The sequence below is a fragment of the Planosporangium spinosum genome, assembly GCF_049999945.1.
GTDB classification, from domain to species: Bacteria; Actinomycetota; Actinomycetes; order Mycobacteriales; family Micromonosporaceae; genus Planosporangium; species Planosporangium spinosum.
Genome location: NZ_JBLYUB010000003.1, coordinates 160,977 through 183,878, shown reverse-complemented (window position 1 = coordinate 183,878; position 22,902 = coordinate 160,977). Strand labels below are relative to the sequence as shown.

Sequence of the window (22,902 nt, the reverse complement as noted above, 5' to 3'; positions counted from 1 at the left end):
CGGTCCGGGACCTTCCCCGCTTCGTCGCCGCGGCGGAGCGGGTGGGTCGCGATCAACCGGGCAGCCGCTTGACGAAGGCGTCCTGGCCGACGAGCACGCAGCCGCGGGAGCGCTTGGCCCGCTCCGCGCCGGTGGAGTAGAAGATCCGCCGGACCCCGGTCTCGTGGGCGTGCGCGATCAGCCCGTAGAAGAGCAGCCCGAAGTACCCGGGCAGGTCGCCCTTCAGCGCGTAGTCGAAGCCGGCGGTCCGGACGTGCAGCTCGTCGCGCCAGCGGAAGAACAGCGCCGAACCGCACCGCCGGCCGGCGAGGTCGGCGAACGCCACCCGGGCGTGCCGGGGCAGGTGCGCCGCGATCGACTCGCGCAGCCGCCGCACGGCGCCCGGGTCGAAGGCGCCGCCGTACTTGGCGTTCAGCGCGCCTTCGAACCGGTCGAGGTCGTCCTGGACCTCCGGGGTGACCGGGTGGACCGAGACGCCGAACCCGGCGTCGGCGAGCCGGCGGATCTCCCGGCGCACCATGATCCGGGTCTTGGACCGCAGCCCGGCGAGGTACCCGTCCAGGCCGGCGCCGGGAACGTCGAGCACCGCGGCGGTGGCGTGCGCGCCGATCGCGTACCCCCGGTCGGCGAGTACCCGCCGGGTCACCACGTCGTCGGCGTCGACGTAGAGCATGCCGGCCGAGCGCAGGCCGCGCTCGGCCGCGGCCCGCTCGGCGTGGGCCAGCAGGGCGTCGGTGAGCCGGGCCCGGTCCGCCGGCGGTACGCCGGCGGCGTTGACCCCGGTGTGCGCGGGATGGCGGCCACCGCAGAACAGACTCGGCATCAGGCCGGCCGACCCGCCGGTGATCAGGTCGGCGCGGCACAGCGGGAACGGCGAGGTCGCCGCCACCGGGTAGCACGGCAGGGTGGCCCGCGCCGCCCGGTCCCCATCGGAGGACTGCGCGACCAGGTGGAACGGGGCCAGGTCGGCTGTCGCCTCCGCCACCGCGAGCCACGGTGACGCCGCGTAGAAGCCACCACCGTCCACCGTGGCGTCCCACTCCGCCGGGCCGAGGTCCGCCACCCGGGCCACCTCCGTCACGCGTACCGGCATGCCGCTCCCTCCACTGTGGCCGAGGCACCCCCGGCAGTTTGGTACTCCGGTGACCGGCCGGTTTTACTCGGGGCATGGTTTCGCCGGGTTCTCTCGCGGAGCGCGTGGTGGGCGACGAGATCCCGGCTCCACTGCGCCCCATCCTCGGTTCGGTCCTCGCCAACTTCACCGCGTTGGCGGTGTTCGGCGTCTTCTTCAGTCCGTGGCTGGTCACCGCGCTGCACGCGTCCTCCGGTCAGGTCGCGCTGGCGTACGTGGTCGCCGGCGTCGGCGGGGTCACCGGCGGTTACCTCGGCGGGCGCGCGAGCGACCGGCTGGGCCCGCGCCCGGTGATCGTCGCGGGCGCGGGTGTGCAGACCCTCGCGTGCCTGGCGCTGCTCGTACCGGGTATCGGCGTGGTGACCGCGTGCGCGCTGCTGGTCGTCATCACGTTCGCGCAACCGGTACGCGGGGTCGCCCAGCGGGCCGCCCTGGTGCGGGCCGCCGCACCCGGCCGCCGGGAGGCGGCGTTCGCCGCGTACCGGCTGGTGGCCAACCTCGGGTCGCTGGCCGGCCCGCTGGCCGGCGCCGCGCTCCTCCAGACGGACTGGTGGGCGCTGCACCTCGGGCTGGCGGTGACGTTCGGCTGCTCCCTCCTGCTGGGTCTGCGTACCGGCACCGGACGCGGCGCCCCGGACGCGGCGGCGGCCGGGCCGGCCGGGCGCGCCGGGCCCGGCGCGGCGCTGCGTGACCCCCGGTTGTGGACCGTCCTGCTCGCCACGACCGCCGCCTGGACGGTGGTGTACACGTACGAGGTGGTCCTGCCGGTCGTGCTGACCCGCTCCCACGGCATCGCACCGGCGACCTGGGGTCTGCTCTACGCGCTCGGCCCCGCGCTGGTGGTCCTGCTGCAGCTGCGCATCACCCGCTGGCTGTCCCCCTTCCCCGCGGTCGCCCGGCTCGTCGGCGGCGCGACCCTGATGGGCGCCGCCTTCCTGGTGCTGCTGTTCGAGGTACGAATGGCGGTCCTGCTCATGCTGGTCGTGCTGTTCGTCCTGGGTGACCTGGTCTGGGGGCCGGCGAGCGAGGACACCGCGGTCGTCATCGCGCCCCCGGGCCGGCAGGGCACGTACCTCGGCGTGGTGACCGCGAGCGTCTGGCTGGGCAGCGCGCTGGCACCCGGGATCGGCCTGCCGGCGGGCGACCGGTTCGGCGAGACCACGCTGTGGATCGGCGTGGCGGCGCTGGGAGCCGCCGCGGCCGCCGGCTATGCGATGATCGGCCGCCGCACCGGGGCGGCCGCGGAGATCTCCTCGTAGATCCGCACCGCCCGCCCGTAGGCCGCGGCGAACCGGGCCGGCACGGATACCGGCGGTCGGGGAACCGGAGGCAGGATGCCGGTGCTGTGCTCCAGGGTCGCGTGCCACTTCGCCTGCGACTCCCGCTCGTCGGCCGACCACGGCCGGATCCGCCCGTCGTTCCAGTGCAGCATGCGCCGGTCGAAGTCCAGCCCGACGCGGTCGCAGTAGTCGCACAGCACCTCCTCGGGGTGGCTACGGAACGCGTCACCCTCCACCACGACCGGCGGCTGCCCCAGGGTGTGCACGACCCGGTGCCACAGCCGGCCCAGCGCCAGGAACCCGAACTCGTCCTCGGTGAAGTCGGGCTTGAGCGGGTTCAGTGACGCCAGCACGCTGGCCGGGTGGCGGACGATGAACGTGTTGGTGAGGCGGGCCAGGACGTCGTCCGGGAGGTACGGCTCGGACTGGAAGGCCAGGTCCTTGACGAAGACAACCGGGCCGCTCGCCCGGTCGATCTCCGCCACCGCCCACGGGCCGTCCCGGTCGGCCTTGTGCGGCTGGTCGCCGTAGCGACCCGAGCGGCGGGCGCGGCCGAAGTAGTAGCAGTCGGTGAAGGGCTCGTGTACCACGGTGGTGTCGGCGCGCTCGGCGAAGGTCTTCTCGAACGCGGTGGACACCGAACGCGGCACCCCCCATACCGCGATCACCCGGCGGGGACGCATCACGCTACCTCCTGTGCGTGGCGGCCGGGCGCGACGGCGAACCGGAAGATGTCCTCATAGCTCTCCCCCCGCCAACACAGCGCACTCCGCCCGTCGGAGACGGCGACGACCGGGATGCGCGGCCGGTTGAAGCTGGTGGCCCGGGTGACGCTGTAGGCGCCGGCGTCGTGGACGACGACGACGTCGCCGGTATGCACGTCGCCGGGCAGGTCGGCCGTCAACGAGAAGACGTCACCCTCGTAGCACAGTGGACCACCGAGCATCACCGGCTCCTCCGGCGCCCGGGACGTCCCGTCGCGGAGCAGCTCGTAGCGGTGCCGTTCGGCGACCCCGGCGGTCGGCAGTAGGTTGAGCCCACCGTCGAGCAGCACCCACGTGCCCTGACCGGTCCGCTTCACCCCGACCACCCTGGTGACCAGGGCCATCGCGTCGGACACCAGCGCCCGGCCCGGCTCGCACTCCAGGGTCAGCCCGGTCAGCCCGTACGCCCGCAGCAGCTCACGCAGGCCGGCGCCGAACCCGGGCACGGAGAGCGGCGGTGGCGGCGGCTCCTCCCGGGCGGCCCTGACCTCGCTCAGTCCGGCGACCGCACCCGGGATGCGCTGGATCCCCGGTACGCCGATGCCACCGCCGACGTTGAGCCGCTCGACGGGCGCCCGCCGGCGTAGCTCAGCCACCCAGCCGATCAGGGAGCCCATCGCCGCGAGCAACGCGTCGGTCCGGGTGATCTGCGAGCCGAGGTGGCAGTGCACGCCGGTCAGGCGCAGCGCGGAACAGTCCAGGATCCGCTCGACCATCCGGTCGGCGTCCCCGGTGGCGATCGGCCAGCCGAACTTGGACGGCAGCCGCCGCACCGGCCGGTCCCCCGGTTCCGGATACGGCGCGCCGGGCGGGTACCGGTCGACGGACGGGTACACGTCCTCCGGCGGGTACACGCGCAGCCCGACCGGCAACGGCTCCGCACGCCCGGCCGCTAGCCGGCTGAGGATCTCTATCTCCTCCTCGCCGTCGATGTTGACGAAGACGCCGGCATCGACCGCGTCCCGCAGCTCCGCCGCCGTCTTGACCGGTCCGTTGAAGACGATCCGGTCGGTCGGGAAGCCCGCGTCGAGCGCGGCGCGCAGTTCGTACCCGGACACCACGTCGACGCCCGCCCCGGCGGCCCGCAGCATCGTGGTCACCGCCGGCAGGTAGTTGGTCTTGAGTGAGTACAGGATCCGCGCCGGGGCGAGGGCGCGCGCCAGCGTGTCGAGGTTGGCCCGCAGCCGCTGCGGCGACAGCACGTACACCGGGGTGCCCCACGTCTCGGCCACCTCGTGGAGCAGCGCCGCGGACAACCCATCGGGCGACGGTCGCATCAGGCCGCACCGTGGGGTACGGCCGCCGTGCCGTCACCGGCCATGGCAGCGCGCTCGAACTCCTCGCCGTACTTGCGGTTTTCCCAGTCGTTGAAGGCGACGATCCACAGGTCGCGGTGGCCGCCCGTGCCGTCGCGGGCGACGATGTCGGTGGCGGTGTGCCACATCGCGCCGTCGGAGTAGACCAGCGCCTGGTTGGGTTGCAGCGTCACGCGGAAGAACGGCTCACCGCCGCCCACCGGCATCAGCTGGTTCTCGCCGCCGTCGATGTTGTGGCGGGCGAAGACGGCGAGCATGCCGTACTGGTGGCCGTCGCGGTGCGGCCCCTCGGGGACCGACACCCCGGCGATGTCCGGGTCGGTCACCACCCGGCACTGGTGCACGTTGACCTGCCAGTCCCGGTCGCGGTCGAGGTCGAGTGCGGCGACGCCGGCCACGATCTGCGGTGTCGGGTCGATCCGCAGCGGCTCGAAGTTCCGCTGGACGCCGCCGACGAGCCCGTTGACCCGTCGCGGTTGCAGGAACGGGCGGTGCGGCAGCAGCTCCATCCGCCAGGAGTCGGCCGCCCGGTCGAACGACAGGCGGTACTGCGAGAAGCGGCGGTACCGCTGCCTGCCGCCGGTGTACGGGTCGAACGGCAGCGTCTCGAACTCGGCGAGAACGTCCGGCGACGGTGTGGGAATGTCGATGACATGGTACGCGCGGTCCCCCGTCAGGGTCATCGGTGGAGCCCTCCATTCGTCGGTTCGTCAGTGTGGGTCGTGCAGCTCCAGGGAGATCTGGATGGCGGCCGTGTCCGCGCGCCGGGCCGCCTCCACGGCGGTGTCCGCGGTCGCCACGACATGGCCGTACAGCTGGTGGTTGCTGGTCGGCAGGCCGACCACGGTGCCCGGTTCGGCGCGTACCTCGACGTCGACGACGCCCGGCACCCGCCGGGCGAGCGCGACACCGTGCACGCGGGAGACGACGCCCGCGGCGGGTGGCATCAGGTACCGGGTCGCCGCGCCGCGCCGGCGGACCGGGGTGAGGTCCGGGACCTCGCCGAGGTGCATCGTCACCACCTCCCGCAGCACCGGGACGCCGAGCGCGGCCTCGATCTCGGTGGCGATCTCGGCACCCGCGATCCGGGCGTTGATCTCGATGATCCGCGGTCCGTCTGCGGTCATCTTGACCTCGGTGTGTGCCGCGCCGAAGTCGTGCCCGACCGCGGCCAGCGCCGCCGTCGCCGTGTCCGCGAGGGTGGTGACGACCGGCTCCGGCAGGACCGACGGGAACGTGTCGCCCAGTTCGGCGAAGTACGGGTGGGGGCCGAGCAGCTTGTCGGTGACCCCGAGTACCGTCGTGGTCCCGCCGACCGTCACGGTCTCGACGCTGACCTCGTAGCCCAGCGCATACTCTTCGATCAACGCACCCGGTGGGCGGCGCTGGCCGCGGGCGTCGTTCGGCTGGCTGACGATGGCCGAAAAGTGCGCCGCGACCTCCTCGGTCGTCTGGCACAGCCGGACCCCGGTGCTGGCCGACTCCGTCAGGGGCTTGACCACGCAGGGCAGGCCGAGGTCGGCGGCCGCGGCGAGGGCGTCGGCCAGCGTCACCGCGTGCACGAACCGCGGGCACGGCACGCCGGCCGCCACGCACGCCTGCCGGGCGAGCAGCTTGTTGCGGGCCCGGAGCGCGGCGTCCGGGTGGAGCCCGGGAAGCCCCAGCTTGCGCGCCACGGCCGCGACGATCGCCAGGTTGTAGTCGCAGTGGGTGTAGACCCCCCGCAGCCGGCGGCCCCGGCTGACCGACTCGACGGCGGCGAGCAGACCGTCGACGGTGCCGGTGTCACCGCGCACGACCTCCACGCTCGGAGCGCCGACGGTCGCGGCGAAGTTCGGCAGGTCGGCATAGCGCTCCGGCGCGTCGGTCACGAACGCGGCGCGGTGGCCGAGCCCCGTCACGACCTCCACCGGGCGCAGCCCCGAGGAGGAGTGCTGTGCTTCGACGACCACGACGATGTCATCAGCAGCCATCTGCTCCCTAACACGGTGGCAGGCACGTCCCTAACGCGGTGGCAGGCACGGGCAATCACGTGGTGTGATACGACCACCACGCGGCGCCAACCCCGGCCAACATAACATCGACCAACGTTGTTGTCATGATCCTGTAGGAGACCCGACGACCACCCGCGACGCCGGCGCGGGCCCGCCACGCGTCACGGCCCGACGAGTCGATGTACGTGAATCACCCGGACCGCTCGTCAGTGCCATACGACGACCGCGCGCGGTACCACCACAACAGAGGGTGGCCACATCGTCACCGAAACTTGATCTCGCGCTCCTGCTCCGCGGGTTGGTAACATGCCGCCGATCATGACCCGTGTCCGCTGTGGGGCGCAGGTACTGACAACGGAAGCGCCCACCATCAAGTCGCGCCGGACCAACGCCTCGTCGACGTGAAGCCGCGCGTGTGAGCCGAACGTACGGAGGCCTTTCGTGAGTGACAACCAGATGAAGGGTCGTGCCAAGGTGATGCTCAACGGAATGCCGACTCCGGATATCACGGCCACCGAGGACCCTCTGGGCGCAGCGAACCCGAACGCGTCGGGCCAGGCCCTGCAGGTGCTGACCATGGCTCAGCGCACGGCCGAGGAGCACGTCCGCATCGCGCACCGGCAGGCGGAACAGATCCGCGAGGAGGCGATGGCCACCGCGGAGCAGATCGCCCGCGACGCCGACGCCCACGCCCAGAACGTGCGGCGCGAGGCGAACAAGGTACTCACGGAGGCGCGCGCCGAGGCCGAGCGCGCGGCGCGGGAGGCCCAGAGCTGTGTGGACGACGCGCAGCGGAACGCCGACCGGATCGTGTCCGAGGCCATGGCCCAGGCGGAGACGATAGCGGTCAACGCCCAGCAGCACGCTGAGGAACTGAAGCAGCAGGCCCAGCGGCGGTACGACGACCTCGTGGGCAGCCTCGGCGCCAAGCGCGAGGGCCTGCAACAGCAGATCGAGGCGTTGGAGCGGTTCGACCGGGAGTACCGGGCGCGGCTGACGGCGTTCATGCAGAACCAGTTGCGTGCCCTCTGGGTCGACCAGCCACAGATGGTCGCGGAGCCCGACGACCTCACCGCCGAGATGTCGGACCAGCCCGCGCCGCCGAAACCACGGCACGCCGAGGATTCGCGGCACGCCGAGGATTCGCGGCACGCCGAGGAGCCGAACGCGTCCGTACCGGCGCAGCGGCAGACCCCGGAGCCGGAGACCGAGCCCGTGTCGGCGTCGAGCGAGAACTGACGCCCGAGGGACGCGTAGGTTCCGGGCAAGGCCGATGGTGGCGCGTCGCCGTCCGCCACACCGGGAACCCGTCCGGCCACGACCACGTGGACGGACGAACACACCGATGACGTGCCCCGGCCGGGCGCCCCGCCCACGTGGCGCCCGGCCGGGAGTACAAACGTGCCTGACGCCGGCAGGCGGCTGCCCTCACCGGCCCCTGGCCGTCAGCGCCGCGTCCAGTCGTGGGTAGACACGGCGGGCGTTGCGCTCGTAGACCTTCTCGCGGTCTCCCGGCGCCAGGTCCAGCGCGTCCACATAGCGGCGGGTGTCATCGAAGTAGCGGCCGGTCCGCGGATCGATGCCCCGGACGGCACCGACCATCTCGGAACCGAACAGGATGTTGTCCACGCCGATGACGTCGAACAGCAGGTCGATGCCGGGCTGGTGGTACACGCAGGTGTCGAAGAAGACGTTACGCATGACCGACACGTCCGGCGCGGGCCGGCCGAGCATGTCGGCGAGGCCCCGGAAGCGGCCCCAGTGGTAGGGCGCCGCTCCCCCACCGTGCGGGATGACGAACCTCAGGTCGGGGAAGTCCGTGAACAGGTCCCCCTGCAGGAACTGCATGAACGCGGTGGTGTCGGCGTTGAGGTAGTGCGACCCGGTGGCGTGGAAGTTCGGGTTGGTCACCGCCGACACGTGCACCATGGCCGGTACGCCCAGCTCCACCATCGCCTCGTAGAACGGGTACCAGCTGCGGTCGGTCAGCGGCGCGGACGTCCAGTGGCCGCCGCTGGGGTCGGGGTTGAGGTTGCAGCCCACGAACCCGAGCTCCTCGACGCAGCGCCGCAGCTCCGCGACGGAGTGCGCGATGGGTACCCCGGGTGACTGCGGGAGCTGACAGACGCCGATGAAGTTGTCCGGGTACAGCCCGACCACCCGGGCGATGAGGTCGTTGCAGACCTGCGCCCAGCGGGTACTGACCGCCTCGTCACCGACGTGGTGACCCATCGCCGAGGCCCGGGGGGAGAAGATCGTCAGGTCGATCCCGCGCTCGGCCATCAGCCGCAGCTGGCTGCCCTCGATCGACTCCCGGATCTCGTCGTCGGAGATCCCGGGGTACGGGGGCGGCTCCTGGCCGGCGCCGAAGGCGGCCCGCTGCGCCTCCCGCCAGGAGGTGTGCGCCTCCGGCGCGGTCGTGTAGTGGCCGTGACAGTCGATGATCACGCGTCCCCTCCGGGGTGTTCGTGCTCGGCAGCTCGCCGGCGCTCCGACGGGTGGGAGCGCCGGCGCGGTGCGCCGTTGCGGGTGTGGCCGGTCGTCGGGGTCGGCGAGGTCAGCCCGTGGCCAGCAGCTTGGTGACGTCGACGGTGTTCTGCGTGACGCCGTACTTGTGCATGAGCCCGGCGATCGTCTGCACCGAGTCGACGTTCATGTCCTGCGGCCAGGCGGGCAGCTTGATCTTCTGCGCCACGTCGGCCTTGATCGTGGTGTACGTCGTGACGATCCGCCGCACCTCGTCCGGGTGCTCCTGCGCGTACTGCAGCGACTGCTTGAGGGCCGCCCGGAAGTTGTCGATCACGGCCTTGTTCTGCGAGACGTACTGCTGGGTCGCGAAGTAGCTCGCGACGGTCAGGTTGGTGGTGGCCTCGGCGTAGTTGGCCGCGATCACCCGGTCCCCCTGAGCGGTCGCCGCCGAGAGGAACGGCTCGACCATCACGGCGGCGTCCACCTTGTGGTTGGCCACCGCCGCGGGCATGTCCGGGAAGCCCAGCTCGAGGAACTTGACGCTGGCCGGGTCCCCACCGGCCTTCTCCACGACGGACCGGGTCGTGACGTCGTTGATGTTCTTGAGGTTGTTGATGGCCACGGTCCTACCGGCCAGGTCCCTGGCCGACTGGATGGGACTGTCCGGGGCCACCACCACGCCGGCGAAGTCGGTCTTCGGGTCGCCGGTGGAGGAGACGCCCTCGGCGACCATGCGCAGCGGCAGGTTCTGCGAGCCCGCGAGCAGTACCGAGGTCACGTTGCCGAAGGACAGCTGGAAGTCGCCGGCGATGACGCCGGGGATGGCGGCCGCACCGCCGGACTGCTGCACCAGCTCCAGATCGATGTGGTGCTGGGCGAAGAAGCCCTTCTCCTTGCCGAGGTAGATCGGTGCGACGTCGACGATCGGAATGACACCGACCTTCAGGTGAGTGGTGCCGCCGGCCCCGGAGCTGGCGGTGGAGTTCCCACCGCCGGACCCGCAGGCGGCGAGAGCGAACAGGGACAGCGCCACGACCGGCGCGAGCAGGCGACGCATATGAGCTCCTTTGCTGGGTGGATGGTGGGCGAGCGCGATCGGCGAGCACCGCCGTCAGCGGGCCGTGCTCGACTGCCCCCGCGCATCCGTGCTGCGGTGGGCGCCGTCGTTTCCGGGTGGGGCACGGTGGACCGGCGTCGACTCCGGGTAGGGCGGCCTCCCCTACCCGGCGTGGACGTGCGCGACGTCGTGCGGTCCGGCACCGCCCGGTGACGCGTCGGGACGGGACTCGGAGCCTCTACGGTGCTTGGCGAGCTGGATCTGCTCGTAGACGTGGTGACGGAGCTCGGCGAACCTGCGCCCGGAGCGCGTCTCGAGCTGGCTGCGCTCGTCGGGGAGGTCGATCGGGAGATCCTCCAACACGACCGTGGGCGACGAGGACAGCACGAGGACCCGCTCACCGAGGTAGACCGACTCCTCGATGTCGTGGGTGACGAACAGGATGGTGACGCCCAGCCGGTGCCACAGCGACCGGATGAGGTCCTCCAGGTCCGCGCGGGTCTGGGCGTCCACCGCGGCGAACGGCTCGTCCATGAGCAGCACCTGCGGCTGGTACGCCACGGCCCGCGCGATGGCCACGCGCTGCTGCATGCCGCCGGAGAGCTGCCACGGGTACGCGTCGTGCACGTCGCCCAGGCCGACGGCCGACAGGGCCTCGCGTACCAGCTCCTGCCGTCGCGCCTTGGGCAGCTTCTTCTGCTTCAACGGCAGCTCGACGTTCTGCCGGACGGTCTTCCAGGGGTAGAGGCTGCGCCCGTACTCCTGGAAGACCACCGCCATCGACTTCGGGGGCCGGGTCACCCGCTGGCCGTCGAGCGTCACCGTGCCCGCGGTCGGCTCGAGCAGGCCGGCGACGCACTTGAGCAGCGTCGTCTTGCCGGCTCCGGACGGGCCGACGATGCAGACCAGCTCGCCCCGCCGCACCGCGAAGGTGAGGTCGCGTACGGCCTCGACGGTGCGGCCCTGGCCGGTGTAGATCTTCTGGACGCCCCGGACGTCGAGCAGGACGTCGCGGTCCTGCGTCTGCGGGGCGGCAAGTGTGTCGCTCATGCCTACTCTCCTCGTTGCGATCGACGCAGGCCCTGGTACCAGCGCAGACTGCGCCGCTCGAACAGCTGGAACGCACCCGCCAGCACGAACCCGAGCAGGCCGAGCAGGATGATGCCGCTCCACATCTCGGGGATGGCGAAGGTGCGCTGGAACTGGATGATCGTGAAGCCCAGCCCGTTGGAGCTGGCGAACATCTCACTGATCACCATGAGGATGATCGAGATCGACAGCGCCTGGCGCATGCCGGCCACGATCTGCGGGCCCGCGGCGGGGAGCACCAGGTGCCGCAGCCGCGCCCGGCCCGTGACCCCGTAGCACCGCGAGGTGTCCGAGAGGACCTCGTCGACCGCCCGGACACCCTCGACGGTGTTGAGCAGGATCGGCCAGACCGCGCCGGAGACGATGACGATGACCTTGGCCGTGTTCCCGATGCCGGCGAACAGGAACAGGACCGGAATGAGTACCGGTGGCGGGATCGCCCGGAAGAACTCCAGCACCGGCTCGGTGAACCGCCGCAGCCCGCGGTTCACTCCCAGCAGGACGCCCAGGGTCACCCCCAGGACCACCGCGCCCGCGTAGCCGGCCAGCAGCCGGACGACGCTGGGTACGACGTCGGCCCGAAGCCGGTCGCCGAACCAGGTGTGGCCGAAGGTCCTGAGGATGTTCGGCAGCGGCGGGAAGTAGAAGTTGGCGCTGTTCGCGGAGCCGAACCACCAGGCGGCGACGAGCACGACCGGCAGGACCAGCCCGAAGAACACGCCACTGCCCAGGCGGAGGAACCGGTTCATCGTCAGCCCCCGAGGTCCGCGCGCACGGAGGAGTGCCAGGCCAGCGCGCGCCGCTCCAGCGCCCGGGCGAGCAGGTTGACGAGCACGCCGAGGAGGCCGGTGAAGAGCACGAGCCCGTAGACGCTTGCGACGTCGTTACCGGACTGGGCCTTGACGATCAGCCAGCCCAGCCCCTGCCCGATGCCGACGATCCCGGCCGTCACGGCCAGGATCAGCGCCACCGCGGCGCCGAGTCGGACGCCGGTCATCACGTACGGCAGAGCCGTCGGCCACACCAGGTGGCGCAGCCGGGCCCACCGCCCGAGCTGGTACGAGCGAGCCGTCTCGCGGGCCACGGGGTCGACGTCCCGGACGCCGTAGATGGTCTGGATGAGGACCTGCCAGAAGGCGGCGTAGACGATCAGCAGCAGGGTCGAGCGGATGTTGGTGGTCCCGAAGACCAACACGGCGAGCGGGATCAGCGCCACCGAGGGCACCGGCCGGAGGAACTCGATCGTCGAGGCGGTGAGCCGCGCTACGACGGGCACGCTGCCGGTCAGCAGTCCCAGCCCGACGCCGGCGGCGAGCGCGATGGCCAGGCCGATCCCCCAGGCCTGCAGGGTCTGTCCCGTCGCACTCCAGAACTCGGGCCTGCCCATCGCGTCGACGAGAGCGCCGACCATCGCGCTGAACGGCGGGAAGTACCGGTCCGAGACGAGCCCGGTGCGCGGTAACAGCTCCAGGACTCCGGCGAGGGTGACCAGACCCAGCAGGCCGAGCGACCGTTCGGGCAGCGCCAGCTTCCGGCGGGCGGGAATCACCCCCGCCCGCGTGGTCGGCGCGTCGATGCTGCTCACTGCTAGGGCTCTCCCTCAGGTCGGGTGATCGACTTCGACCGGCGCCACTCACGGGCCGGGCGACGCGGGCGGGTGGCTCTCGTCGGTACGCGTTCCGCTCGCGGCTGCCACCCGGTGACAGTGACCGTAACCATCACGTAAGACTGTCGCAATAACTGTCGAGAAAATTGTTGACGATTTTTCTCGACAGCCCATCCGCGCCGTAGAGTCGACCGCGACTCAAGGAGGTCCCGATGGCACAGACCCCGCGTGAGGGCGCCGCCGCCACGAAACTGGCGGCGGACGCGCTGCGCACCGCGCTGATCAACGGCGATCTCGCGCCCGGACAGCGGCTGGTGGAGGCGGAGCTCGCCGAATCGTTCAACGTCAGCCGCGCCAGCCTCCGCGCGGCACTGATCGACCTGGCCGCCGAGGGTCTGGTGGAACGGATCCCGAACCGCGGTGCGCGCGTCCGGGTCGTCTCCGTGGCCGAGGCCGTGGCGATCACCGAGTGCCGGATGGTCCTCGAGGGCCTGTGCGCCGCCAAGGCGGCGGAGCGGGTCACCGACGAGCAGATCATCGCCCTGACCGACCTCGGCGACCAGATGCAGCGCGCGGTCGCCGGCGGCGACCCGATGAAGTACTCGACGCTCAACCGGGAACTCCACCGCCTGGTACGCGAGTACGCGGCGCAGCCGGTGGCCTCCGGGCTGCTCGACCGACTGGGCGGCCAACTCGTGCGGCACCAGTTCCGGCTCGCGCTGCGCGCCGGTCGACCGCAGGTCTCCCTCTCCGAGCACCTCGCGATCATCGAAGCGATCGCGCGCCGGGAGCCCACCGAGGCGGAGGCCGCCGCGCGCGCCCACCTGAGCAGCGTCATCACGGCGCTGCAGCAGACCGACGCCTGACGCCGGCCACGCGCAGAACGCCGCGACACCGACCGCGCCAGGCGAGCCACCGCCCGGCGTGGTCGCGTAACCCACCGGCCCCGTCGGGTTACTGCCCGGCCTGGTCGCGCAGGTCGATCAGCAGGTCCCGCGCGGCCGCGCTGATCCGCGGCGGGACCCCCAGTTCCTCGAGCTGCGCCGTGGCGGCAGCCATTTCGTCGGCCCGCCGGCGGGCGTGCCTGCGGGTGCCGTCGATCAACCGGTCGACGCTGCGGTGGTCGAAGCTGACCAGCTCGGCGCCAATGTTGTCGCGCAGCCAGTCCGCGCAGCCCGCCGCCTCCGCGGCGGCCAACGCCTCCACCACCGCCGCGGCCAGTCCCTTGTAGAAGACACTGCGGAGCAGCTTGCGCGAGATGGCCGCGCCCGCGGGCCCCGGCTGGATCGTCACCTCCGCGCCGAAGCCGGACAGGATGTCCGCGTACCGGCCGGCAGCCACACCCGCGGCCAGCATGGGGGTGCGCAGGCCCTTGCCCGGCACCGGCGCCATCAGCGCGACGTCGACGACCGGGATGTGCGATCCGGCGGCCTGTGCCAGGGCCGCCTTGAGCCCCGGCGAGGCGGTGTTCAGGTCCGCCCAGATCGTGCCCGGCCGCACCGACGGCAGCGCGTTGGCCAGCGCGGTCATCGCGTCGTGGGAGCTGTTGACGCTGAGTACCAGGTCGGCGTCGCGGACCGTGTCGGCCTCGTCGGCGCGGGCGACGACACCGTCGGCCGGCGTCACCTCCGGGTCGTACCCGCGGACGTCGGCGCCGGCCGCGACGAGGTCGCGGGCGATCTCCGAGCCGGCCTCCCCCAGCCCGAGGACGGCGATCCGGACCGGCTCGCTCATGGCGCCACCTCGCCACGCCCGCTCATGGCGCCGGCTCCACCGGGGGCGTGCCGTGCGTGTGGAACGATTCGATGGTCTTCAGCCCCCAGGCCTGGCCCTTCGCCCGCTCGACCTCGGTCCAGTCGACCGGCTGCCAGTCCGGCGCCAGCACCAGGCGAGCGCCGGCGTTGCACAGCTCGATGCGGTTGCCGCCGGGCTCGTACACGTACAGGAAGAAGGTCTGCTGGATGGCGTGCTTGTGCGGCCCGGTCTCGATGTGCACGCCCTGCTCCAGGGCGATGTCGGCGGCCCGCAGGATCCCGTCACGGGTGTCGACGGCGAAGGCGATGTGGTGCAGCCGCCCCGGGGTGCCGGTCCAGTCGCGGGTGTAGACGGCGTCGTAGCCCTTGTTCGTGAACGTCGTCCAGCTTCCGGAGACGGTGCCGTCGTTCAGCACGATCTGCTCGGTGACCAGGGCGCCGAGGGTGTCGCGCAGGAAGTCCCGGTTGACCACCGGGTCGACACCGAGGTAGTTGATGTGGTCCAGCCGCCGTACCGCGACTCCGTGGGAGGGGTACGCCTGGGCCTGGTTCTTCAGCGACGGCGCAAGCTCCGCCGGCGGCGTGTACCACTCCGACTCGTAGTAGAGGCCGAACTCGTGACCGTCAGGGTCGGTGAACACGTACGTCGGGCCGTAGCCAGGGTCGCCGTCGGCCCAGCCGATCCCCCGGCCGGTCGCCTCGACCTCGGAGACCCGGCGCTGCAACGCCTCCGGACTGGCCGCCCGCAGGTTCGTCCGCCCGACGCCGGAGGTGGTGTGCCCGATGAGCTTGATCGTGATCTGCTCGTAGTCGTCCCAGGCCCGCAGGAAGACCGAGTCCCCGGCCGACCCGTTCTCGGTCAGGCCGAGGTACCGGGTGAAGAATTCGACACTCTCGTCGAGTACCGGGGTGTGCAGTTCGACGTGGGCCAGGTGGGCAATCTCGTGCAATGGGGGCATGGGGACTCCAGGATCCTCGGTCGGTGAGCACGGGGGGTGGGAGAGCATTCAGGCGCGGGGGAAGGCGACGCCGTCGAAGAGCTTGCGGGCGGTGCGTACGACGCCGGAGCGGACGACCCGCGGCGGAGTGACGTCGGTGTCGACCACCACGTCGACGAGCAGGTGGCCGCCTGCGTGCTCGACGTCGACCTGCGAGCGGCCGGCGGGCCAGTGGGCAGTCAGCTCGTGACCGACCGCGCCGGGCAGGAGCATGCCGGTGACCACGCTGACCGCGGCGAGCACCCCGATCGAGGTGTGCGGCTGGACGGGGATGAACGATCGGGTGCAGACCTGGCCGCCGTCCCGCGCGGCGGCGACCAGCACCGTCTTCGGTACCGAGGACGTGCGCACGTCCCCGAGGCACATCAGGGCGCCCGCCCTGGTCCGGAAGGCGTCGATGCGCGCGAGCAGCGCGGTGTCGGCGGCCAACTGCTCGTGCGTCTCGTGACCGGTCAGGCCGAACGACTCGGCCAGGGCCACGACCACCGGCATGCCGTTGTCGACGCAGGTCACGTCGATGCCGTCGATCGAGTCCCGGACGTTGCCGGTCGGGAGCAGGCTGCCCGTCGCGGACCCCTCGGTGCCGGTGAAGGCGAGGACGACCGGCGCCGCGGTGCCGGGGACCCCGGCGATCGCGACGTCGCCGCGGTACTCGGGGCGGCCGCCCGGCGTCGGGAAGGTGGCGACGGCAATGCTGTCGGAGTTGACCATCCGGATCCGTACGCTGGTCTCGTCCGGCCCGGCCGGGACGAGACCGCGCTCGACGGCGAACGGTCCCACCCCGGCGAGGATGTTGCCGCAGTTCTGCCGGTCGCTGACGGTCGCGGAGTCCACGCCGAGCTGGAGGAACAGGTAGTCGACGTCCGCGTCCGGGTGCTCCGACCGGCTCACGACGGCGACCTTGCTGGTCAGCGAGGTACTGCCGCCGAGGCCGTCGATCTGGCGCGGATCGGGCGTGCCCATCAGCCGCAGCAGCAGGTCGTCCCGCGCGGTCGGGTCGGCCGGCAGGTCACCGGCCTCGACGTACAGTCCGCGGGAGGTGCCACCACGCAGCATGGTGCAGCGCACCCCGGTGTCGTCGTAGCGCACCGTTCACCCCCGAACGTACTCGTCGTACGGGACGTACTCGATGCCGAAGTCCGTGAGCTTGTCGCGGAGGCCGTAGCGGTCCAGGCCCAGCTCGCCCTGCCGGAAGGCGGCGCGGCTGGCGGACTCCTTCTCGACCCGGGCCTTCGAGGCGGTCAGCGCCCGGGGCACGTCGAGGCGGGGGACGATCATGACGCCGTCGTCGTCGGCGACGACCACGTCACCAGGGTGCACGGTCTGTCCCCCGAGGACGATCGGGACGTTCACGGAGCCGGCGGTGGCCTTCACCGAACCCTGCGCACTGACCGCCCGCGACCACGCCGGGAACCCCATCTCGCGCAGCTCCGCGACGTCGCGTACGCCGCTGCCGAGCACCACGCCGCGCACCCCGCGCCCGACCAGGGCGGTGGCGAACAGCTCACCGAACAGCCCGTCGGTCGAGGGCGAGTTGGTGGCGACCACCAGGACGTCACCGGGCCGGCACTGCTCGACCGCGACGTGGATCATCAAGTTGTCCCCGGGCCAGCACAGGACGGTGACGGCGGTACCGCCGACGCGCGCACCCGGCCACGCGGGCCGGAACTCCGGTCCCAGGTAGCCGACGCGGCCGAGCGCCTCGTGCACGGTAGCGACCCCGTAGCCGCCGAGACGCTCCGCGTCGCCGATGTCGGCCCGCGGTGGATCGGTGACGACGACGGTCCTCATGTCAGGTCTCCTCCTCGGGGTATGGTCATCAGTCGGTCTTCTCGTTCAGAGCCGCGATCACGCCGCGGAAGTGTGCCCGGGCCGCCTCCTCCGCCGCCTCCGGATCCCGCGCAGCGACCGCCTCCACGACGGCCGTGAGCCCGGCCAGCGAGACCTGTGGCCGACCGGGCCGCAGTGACAACCGGAACTGGTGTCTCACGATCTGCGCCTGCAGGCGTTCGATGAGCGCGGCGGCCGTGGGCTGCCGCGCGGCCTGGCGGATCATCCGGTACAGCTCCTGGATGAGGGCCGAGTACGTCATCAGCTCGCCCGCCTCCACGGTCCGGCGCATCCGCTGGACGTGGGTACGCAGTTCCGCGATCTCGGCGTCCGTGGCCTGCTGCGCGGCCTTGGCCGCGATCAGCCCCTCGAGCGCCATGCGGCACTCGGTGATCGCCACCGCCTCCGCGGTGGAGACGGTGCGGACCCGGGCGCCGCGGTTCGGGATCCGCTCGACCAGCCCTTCGGTCACCAGAGCATCGAGGGCCAGCCGGACGGCGTTGCGGGGAACGCCGAACAGGCCCACGAGATCGGCTTCTACCAGCCGCTGGCCCGGCACGAGTTCGCCGCTGGTGATCGCCTCGCGCAACCGCGTGTGGGCCATCTGCCGGCCGGCGGCCGCGACACTCACGGTGCTCTCCACGGCCCTCCCTCGTCGGTCGGATCGACGGTAGGCGGTTGGCGACAGGATTGTCAACATTTCTGTCGCAAAACGTGTCGCGTCAGCATCGGCGCGCCGCATCAGCACAGGTATTGGGCCGTATCAGCACAGGTGTTGGGCCGTGTCAGCACAGGTGTTGGCCAGAGAGCGCGGCCGAGACGGCCAAGCGACGAGACGGCCGTGCGACGAGGTGACGGTCGACGAGATGGCGATGAGGCGTGGCGTCCGATCCGCACCACACGACCGCTCCTCCGGGCCAGCGGGACCGGCCGGGTGTGGGCATCGCTCCTGGGGGTAACGACGCCACCTGAGCCATGCCCATGCACCATCAGGGGGAGGAATCCATGACCACTGGGACCGGGCACCAGCCGCTCTCCGGCCACAACCACGAGCACAGCGAATCCTGCGGGCACGCCAGCGTGCGCCACGGCGACCACGTCGACTACCTGCACGACGGGCAGATTCACCACGCCCATGAAGGCCACTACGACGAATGCGCCCTGGATCAGCACGTGTCGGCCGAGGAGCACACCCACAGCCACGGCGAGGGTTGTGGTCACGAACAGGTCCTACACGGCGACCACGTCGACTACCTGCACGGCGGCCACCGCCACGCCACCCACGAAGGCCACTACGACGAGCACTGACACTCCGGCCTCCAGGATCGGCCTCGCCGTACGGCCCGACGCCTGCCGGTGTCCCGAGGCCAGGAGCTCACGGTTGCGCCGAGCGGGTAGGGTCGCCGCCAATTCCGCCGGCAGCCGCCTGTCCGCGGACGCCGCCGGCTGCCGGCGGACCGCCCGCCGATGCTGGAGAATGCGCGACCGCGCACGCCCCCACCGCCACCGGGACAACCGACCCCGCCGGTGCCCCGCAGCGGGTGGCCGGCCAGGTCGTCTCGGTGAACCCGGCGCCGTGCCCGGAGCCCACGCCCGGGGAACCGGCGCCGCCAGGCTTCGTGGCCTGCGGAAGCGTACGGGTGGGCCTCGACAACGGCCCGGGCGCCGGCACGCAGGTCACGACCTCCATGCCCAGCGGTCCCGGCGCCCCGGTCGTCAAGGCCGGTGACCGGGTCGTGCTGGTGTACCTGCCCGACAGCCCCAGCGGGCAGGCGCACCAGATCGTCGACCACCAGCGCGGCCGGCAACTGTGGATCCTCGCGCTCGCCTTCGTGGCCGCCGTCGTCGCCTTCGGCCGGTGGCGGGGCCGCCACCGGCCGAAGGCGCCCGGGCCAACCCGACCCTGACCGGCCGGTGGCTGCACCGGGCCGCCGCCCGGGTCGGACGCGCCCACATCGCCTCGGTGATCAATACGGTCATCCTGGCCTACGCGGGCGCCTCGCTGCCGCTCCTGATTCTGCTGTCCGCCGGCCAGCAGCCGCTCGTCGAGGTCCTGACCAGCCCGAACCTCGCCGAGGAGATCGTCCTCTGCGTCGTGGGCATCATCGGGTTGATCGCGGCGGTGCCGCTCACCACCGCCCTCGCCGCCGCGGCGGTTCACCCGGACAGCGGCGCCCACCCCGCCGACGTCCGCTCCTCAGCCGTCCTGACCGCAGCCGTCCTGATCACAGCTGTCCTGATCGCAGCCGGTGATCGGTCTCCACCTCGCCGCCCCGACCGGGGAGCGGCCCGGTCCCGACCGGCGGCCCGGCTACTGCCGACCGGAACCGACTCCGGACTGCTAACATCTACATCTATCAATCGAATCGCTTCGAGGGGCTCCCGGGATCGGTCCCCGCAGTGCCGGCACGGGTTGTCCGGCGCACGACACTCACCGCGGACCAGGTCCACGCCGTTGTGACGATCCGGGTCGGAGAGGTTCCCATTCGACGTTGTCGCAAGGGAGACCGGAATGATCGATCGACGACTTCGCGTCGTGCTGCTCACGGCCACCGCCGTCGCGGTCGGCACGGCCACGACGGCCACCACCGTGGCCCGGGCCGCGACGGCGGGCTGCGCGGTGACCTACACGGTCGGTTCGCAGTGGAGTGGCGGGTTCACCGGGAACGTCGTGGTGACCAACCTCGGGGACCCCGTCAACGGTTGGACACTGCGCTGGTCGTACACCGCCGGCCAGACCGTCACGCAGGCATGGAACGCGACGGTCACGCAGAACGGCAGCGCGGTGACGGCCACCAACGTGTCGTGGAACGGCGGCATCGCGACGAACGGCACCGTGTCGTTCGGGTTCAACGGATCGTGGAACGGCACGACGAACCCCGCGCCGGCGAGCTTCACCCTCAACGGCGCCACCTGCACCGGATCCGCCACCCCCACCCCGGCGCCCACCACCACCCGGCCACCGACCTCGCCGTCACCCACGGCGCAGCCACCGACCTCGCCGTCGCCCACCGCCAGCGCCGACGCGTGGAACCCGCCGGCGAAGTACGTGGACCCCCTGGCGCGGACCTGGAAACACCAGGAGGACACCTACGCGAACCTCTACGGGTTCCGCAACTACCTGTTCGACCAGGTGATGGCGGCGAGGGGCAGCATCAACTACTGCGTGCGATGGGAGTCGACCGCCACGGTCTCGGCCGCTCTCCGCGACCAGATCCAGGCCGCGGTCCAGCGCCAGTTCCAGAAGTGGGTGGACCAGCTCAACGAGAACGGTCGCGGCTGGAACGGGTGGCCCTATCAGCGGGTACCGGTGAAGGTGGTCGGCTGGGCGGTGCGCGACCGCAACCAGTTGCAGTGGTCGGACAGCTCGGTGGACATCTACGTCAACGACATCCGCGAAGGCGCACCGCAGTGCGGTGCACCGTGCGGCCGGTTCTTCCACCAGGACGGAAACTACGCCGGCTGCCCGGGCGGCTTCGACCACCACTACGACATGTCTCTGTGGCTGACCCAGGGAATGGGTATCGGTGGCGCCGGCGGCGACTGGGGCCAGCGCATCGACAAGGATTACTTCGTCAACGCCCTCGGCGCCGACAACATCCACATCCTGTTGCACGAGATGGGGCACAGCTGGGGCCTGAACGACTTCTACGACTTCGACCCGCTGCCCAGCGAGGGATTCGTGATGAAGGCCGGCAGCGCCACCCAGATCACCGAGTTCGACAAGTGGATGCTGCGTGACTTCTGGCGGCACCTGAAGAACCGCTACGGCTACTGAACAGCCGCGACGCGGCGGCCGTGAACGGCCCGCACGACCGGCCGGCGATCCGGGCGCCCGGATCGCCGGCCGGGTACGGCCGCGTCGCCCCTCGCACCGCGTCCTCGCGGCGCGCTACCGGCCGCCGCGCCTGGTGCGCGTGGTGACCGCGTCCTTGACCTGCCGGACCCTGGAATGCATGCGCCGCTGCCAGCGCCGCGCCCACATGTACTCGGTGGCCAGCAGCGCCAGGCCGGCGAGGATCGGCGGAATCGTCCACGGGCCGGGCAGCACGACCGCCACCGCCCCGGCGACGATCAGGGTCACGCCCATCACGGTGACCAGGACGCGGCGCACCGCGGCCGGCATCCCGGACAGCACCTTCAACGGGCGGGGACGTTCGTCATCGAGATCGTGCATGACGTGCATGGTGCCGTACCCGCGCACGTCGGCGCGGTCCGAAACGAACTCTGTGACGGGTACGGCAGAAGCGCGCACCCCCGACCGCGGACGCCTACCACCGGTCCGGCGCGACGGACGGGGCCGGCTAGGCCAGGTTCAGCGTCCGCGACGCCCCGGCGGCCGAGTCGATCGCGGCCGCGGAGGTGATCCAGTCGTTGATGAGGGCGGCGCAGCCGATCAGCCCCTGCCGCTCGGCGAAGGTACTGGCGACGATGCGCAGCTGGCGGGTCGCGAGCGCGGTCGACCGCTGGTACACCGACTCGCGCAGTCCCGCGACGAACGGCTCGTACGCGCTGGCCAGGTCGCCGCCGATGACGACGATCTCGGGGTTGAGCAGGGTGACCGCGGCCGAGAGCACCTCACCGACGCGCCGGCCGGCGTCGCGGATCATTCCGAGCGCCTCCGGATCTCCCTTGAGGGCGATCGCCACCGCGTCGCGGACGTGCTTGACGTCGCGCCCCGCGCCCTGGAGCGCCTTGGCGACGGCCCACCCACCAGCGACCGCTTCGAGGCAGTTGGTCTGCCCGCACCGGCACAGCACGGGCGGTTCGACCGGGATCGGCACGTGGCCCAGCTCGCCGGCGGCGAACAGCGCACCCCGCTGCAGCACCCCGCCCATCACGATGCCGATACTGATCCCGGTCGAAGCCTTGACCATGATCATGTCGGGCACGCCGCGCAGCGGGCCGCGGCGTTCAGCGATCGCCATGACGTTGACGTCCTTCTCCACCAGGACGGGGACGTCCAGGTCACGGCGGAACAGCTCGCGCAGCGGAATGCCGTCCCAGGACGGCAGCGCGGTCGAGCTGACCATCGCCCCCGACTCGGGGTCGACGCAGCCCGGCACGCTGACCCCGATGCCGCGCACCTCGGACAGCTCGCGCCCGCAGTCGGTCACCATCCGGTACAGCTGGTCCACCACCGGCGGCAGGCAGCGCTGCGGGCCGATCCCCTGGTCGACCTCCATCGAGCACTCGGCGAGCACGGAGCAGCCCAGGTCGGCCACTGCCAGCTGGATCCGGCTGCGCCCCACGGACGCGGCCAGCACGATCCCACCCGCGGCGTTGAACCGCAGCCGTCCGGCCGGCCGGCCACCGGTGGACTCGGTCCCCGACTCCTCCACGGCCAGGCCCTGGGCGAGCAGGTGGCCGACCCGCGCGGTCACCGCGGTGCGCGACAGGCCGGTCATCCGTCCGATGTCGGTCCTGCTCAGTCCGCCTTCGGCCAGGATCAGCTGCATGATCTCGCCCGCTGTGGCCGGATGGTCGGCGATGCGACGGCGGTCGGCAACGGCGGCATTGGACAGGGTCATCGAGCAAGTAGACCATTGCCCAGTTACGTACGACAAGTAACTCGGACGGGTTACTTACGTTTCCAAAGTACGAAAGTCCTTG

24 protein-coding genes are annotated in these 22,902 nt (G+C 71.7%); 7 read left to right on the top strand and 17 right to left on the bottom strand.

Features of this window, described 5'->3' with window-relative positions; all coding sequences use genetic code 11:
- Positions 1–52 precede the first annotated feature (52 nt).
- The gene (locus ACNTMW_RS05730; protein ID WP_426632313.1) at positions 53–1,093 is read right to left on the bottom strand and encodes a GNAT family N-acetyltransferase; all 1,041 of its coding nucleotides are present in this window, start codon (positions 1,091–1,093) and stop codon (positions 53–55) included.
- A 107-nt stretch (positions 1,094–1,200) separates the two neighbouring features.
- Between ACNTMW_RS05730 and ACNTMW_RS05725 the strand changes: the two genes are divergently transcribed.
- Complete coding sequence (locus ACNTMW_RS05725; RefSeq protein WP_426632312.1) at positions 1,201–2,391, top strand: MFS transporter; 1,191 nt, start codon at positions 1,201–1,203, stop codon at positions 2,389–2,391.
- Here the strand turns inward: ACNTMW_RS05725 and ACNTMW_RS05720 are convergent.
- The 4 genes from ACNTMW_RS05720 to ACNTMW_RS05705 are packed head-to-tail and all read right to left on the bottom strand — an operon-like array spanning position 2,340 to position 6,465.
- Positions 2,340–3,095, bottom strand: a complete 756-nt coding sequence (locus ACNTMW_RS05720; protein WP_426632510.1) for a sulfotransferase-like domain-containing protein — start codon at positions 3,093–3,095, stop codon at positions 2,340–2,342. The genes ACNTMW_RS05725 and ACNTMW_RS05720 overlap by 52 nt on opposite strands.
- Positions 3,095–4,453 carry a diaminopimelate decarboxylase family protein gene (locus tag ACNTMW_RS05715; RefSeq protein ID WP_426632311.1) on the bottom strand — a complete coding sequence of 453 codons (1,359 nt, stop codon included), beginning with the start codon at positions 4,451–4,453 and terminating at the stop codon, positions 3,095–3,097. The genes ACNTMW_RS05720 and ACNTMW_RS05715 overlap by 1 nt, the downstream gene beginning before the upstream one ends.
- Positions 4,453–5,175, bottom strand: a complete 723-nt coding sequence (locus ACNTMW_RS05710; RefSeq protein ID WP_426632310.1) for a 2OG-Fe dioxygenase family protein — start codon at positions 5,173–5,175, stop codon at positions 4,453–4,455. Before ACNTMW_RS05710 ends, ACNTMW_RS05715 begins: the two co-directional genes overlap by 1 nt.
- A 27-nt stretch (positions 5,176–5,202) precedes the next feature.
- Positions 5,203–6,465 carry an ATP-grasp domain-containing protein gene (locus tag ACNTMW_RS05705; RefSeq protein WP_426632309.1) on the bottom strand — a complete coding sequence of 421 codons (1,263 nt, stop codon included), beginning with the start codon at positions 6,463–6,465 and terminating at the stop codon, positions 5,203–5,205.
- Between the two features lie 462 nt (positions 6,466–6,927).
- On the opposite strand from ACNTMW_RS05705, the gene ACNTMW_RS05700 reads away from it, so the two are divergent.
- A complete protein-coding gene (locus ACNTMW_RS05700) occupies positions 6,928–7,725 on the top strand; it encodes a hypothetical protein (protein WP_426632308.1) in 798 nt (265 codons plus the stop codon).
- 189 nt (positions 7,726–7,914) lie between these two features.
- Here the strand turns inward: ACNTMW_RS05700 and ACNTMW_RS05695 are convergent, their stop codons facing one another.
- The 5 genes from ACNTMW_RS05695 to ACNTMW_RS05675 all read right to left on the bottom strand — a co-directional run bounded on the left by ACNTMW_RS05695 (position 7,915) and on the right by ACNTMW_RS05675 (position 12,686).
- On the bottom strand, positions 7,915–8,934 hold the full coding sequence (locus ACNTMW_RS05695; RefSeq protein ID WP_426632307.1) for an amidohydrolase family protein: 1,020 nt from the start codon (positions 8,932–8,934) through the stop codon (positions 7,915–7,917).
- Positions 8,935–9,043: 109 nt separating this feature from the next.
- Complete coding sequence (locus tag ACNTMW_RS05690) at positions 9,044–10,012, bottom strand: ABC transporter substrate-binding protein (RefSeq protein WP_426632306.1); 969 nt, start codon at positions 10,010–10,012, stop codon at positions 9,044–9,046.
- Positions 10,013–10,174: 162 nt separating this feature from the next.
- Positions 10,175–11,062 carry an ABC transporter ATP-binding protein gene (locus ACNTMW_RS05685; protein WP_426632305.1) on the bottom strand — a complete coding sequence of 296 codons (888 nt, stop codon included), beginning with the start codon at positions 11,060–11,062 and terminating at the stop codon, positions 10,175–10,177.
- Positions 11,063–11,064: 2 nt separating this feature from the next.
- Positions 11,065–11,850 (bottom strand): ABC transporter permease, encoded by a 786-nt coding sequence (locus ACNTMW_RS05680; protein WP_426632303.1) that lies wholly within the window; start codon positions 11,848–11,850, stop codon positions 11,065–11,067.
- Positions 11,851–11,852: 2 nt separating this feature from the next.
- Positions 11,853–12,686, bottom strand: coding sequence for an ABC transporter permease (locus ACNTMW_RS05675; RefSeq protein ID WP_426632302.1), 834 nt, complete (start codon positions 12,684–12,686; stop codon positions 11,853–11,855).
- Positions 12,687–12,919: 233 nt separating this feature from the next.
- Here ACNTMW_RS05675 and ACNTMW_RS05670 point away from each other — a divergent pair, with 233 nt between their 5' ends.
- Positions 12,920–13,573, top strand: a complete 654-nt coding sequence (locus tag ACNTMW_RS05670) for a GntR family transcriptional regulator (protein WP_426632301.1) — start codon at positions 12,920–12,922, stop codon at positions 13,571–13,573.
- A gap of 88 nt (positions 13,574–13,661) precedes the next feature.
- Here the strand turns inward: ACNTMW_RS05670 and ACNTMW_RS05665 are convergent, their stop codons facing one another.
- The 5 genes from ACNTMW_RS05665 to ACNTMW_RS05645 are packed head-to-tail and all read right to left on the bottom strand — an operon-like array spanning position 13,662 to position 17,932.
- A complete protein-coding gene (locus ACNTMW_RS05665; protein ID WP_426632300.1) occupies positions 13,662–14,441 on the bottom strand; it encodes an NAD(P)-dependent oxidoreductase in 780 nt (259 codons plus the stop codon).
- 22 nt (positions 14,442–14,463) lie between these two features.
- A complete protein-coding gene (locus ACNTMW_RS05660; RefSeq protein WP_426632299.1) occupies positions 14,464–15,420 on the bottom strand; it encodes a VOC family protein in 957 nt (318 codons plus the stop codon).
- A 48-nt stretch (positions 15,421–15,468) separates the two neighbouring features.
- Positions 15,469–16,548: a 4-oxalomesaconate tautomerase gene (locus tag ACNTMW_RS05655; protein ID WP_426632298.1), complete on the bottom strand. Its 1,080-nt coding sequence runs from the start codon at positions 16,546–16,548 to the stop codon at positions 15,469–15,471.
- Between the two features lie 3 nt (positions 16,549–16,551).
- Complete coding sequence (locus tag ACNTMW_RS05650; RefSeq protein ID WP_426632297.1) at positions 16,552–17,250, bottom strand: 4-carboxy-4-hydroxy-2-oxoadipate aldolase/oxaloacetate decarboxylase; 699 nt, start codon at positions 17,248–17,250, stop codon at positions 16,552–16,554.
- A 28-nt stretch (positions 17,251–17,278) separates the two neighbouring features.
- Positions 17,279–17,932, bottom strand: coding sequence for a GntR family transcriptional regulator (locus ACNTMW_RS05645; RefSeq protein WP_426632296.1), 654 nt, complete (start codon positions 17,930–17,932; stop codon positions 17,279–17,281).
- Positions 17,933–18,294: 362 nt separating this feature from the next.
- Between ACNTMW_RS05645 and ACNTMW_RS05640 the strand changes: the two genes are divergently transcribed.
- The 4 genes from ACNTMW_RS05640 to ACNTMW_RS05625 all read left to right on the top strand — a co-directional run bounded on the left by ACNTMW_RS05640 (position 18,295) and on the right by ACNTMW_RS05625 (position 21,067).
- Positions 18,295–18,597 (top strand): hypothetical protein, encoded by a 303-nt coding sequence (locus ACNTMW_RS05640; RefSeq protein WP_426632295.1) that lies wholly within the window; start codon positions 18,295–18,297, stop codon positions 18,595–18,597.
- A 254-nt stretch (positions 18,598–18,851) separates the two neighbouring features.
- On the top strand, positions 18,852–19,196 hold the full coding sequence (locus tag ACNTMW_RS05635) for a hypothetical protein (RefSeq protein ID WP_426632294.1): 345 nt from the start codon (positions 18,852–18,854) through the stop codon (positions 19,194–19,196).
- The gene (locus ACNTMW_RS05630) at positions 19,148–19,750 is read left to right on the top strand and encodes a YibE/F family protein (RefSeq protein WP_426632293.1); all 603 of its coding nucleotides are present in this window, start codon (positions 19,148–19,150) and stop codon (positions 19,748–19,750) included. The genes ACNTMW_RS05635 and ACNTMW_RS05630 overlap by 49 nt, the downstream gene beginning before the upstream one ends.
- 51 nt (positions 19,751–19,801) lie before the next feature.
- Positions 19,802–21,067 carry a cellulose-binding domain-containing protein gene (locus ACNTMW_RS05625; RefSeq protein WP_426632292.1) on the top strand — a complete coding sequence of 422 codons (1,266 nt, stop codon included), beginning with the start codon at positions 19,802–19,804 and terminating at the stop codon, positions 21,065–21,067.
- 114 nt (positions 21,068–21,181) lie between these two features.
- Here ACNTMW_RS05625 and ACNTMW_RS05620 read toward each other — a convergent pair whose 3' ends face one another.
- Together ACNTMW_RS05620 and ACNTMW_RS05615 are read right to left on the bottom strand one after the other, a co-directional pair.
- Positions 21,182–21,466 (bottom strand): PGPGW domain-containing protein, encoded by a 285-nt coding sequence (locus tag ACNTMW_RS05620; protein WP_426632291.1) that lies wholly within the window; start codon positions 21,464–21,466, stop codon positions 21,182–21,184.
- A gap of 127 nt (positions 21,467–21,593) precedes the next feature.
- Entirely contained in the window at positions 21,594–22,820 is a 1,227-nt protein-coding gene (locus ACNTMW_RS05615; protein WP_426632290.1) for an ROK family protein, read from the bottom strand.
- Between the last annotated feature and the right edge of the window lie 82 nt (positions 22,821–22,902).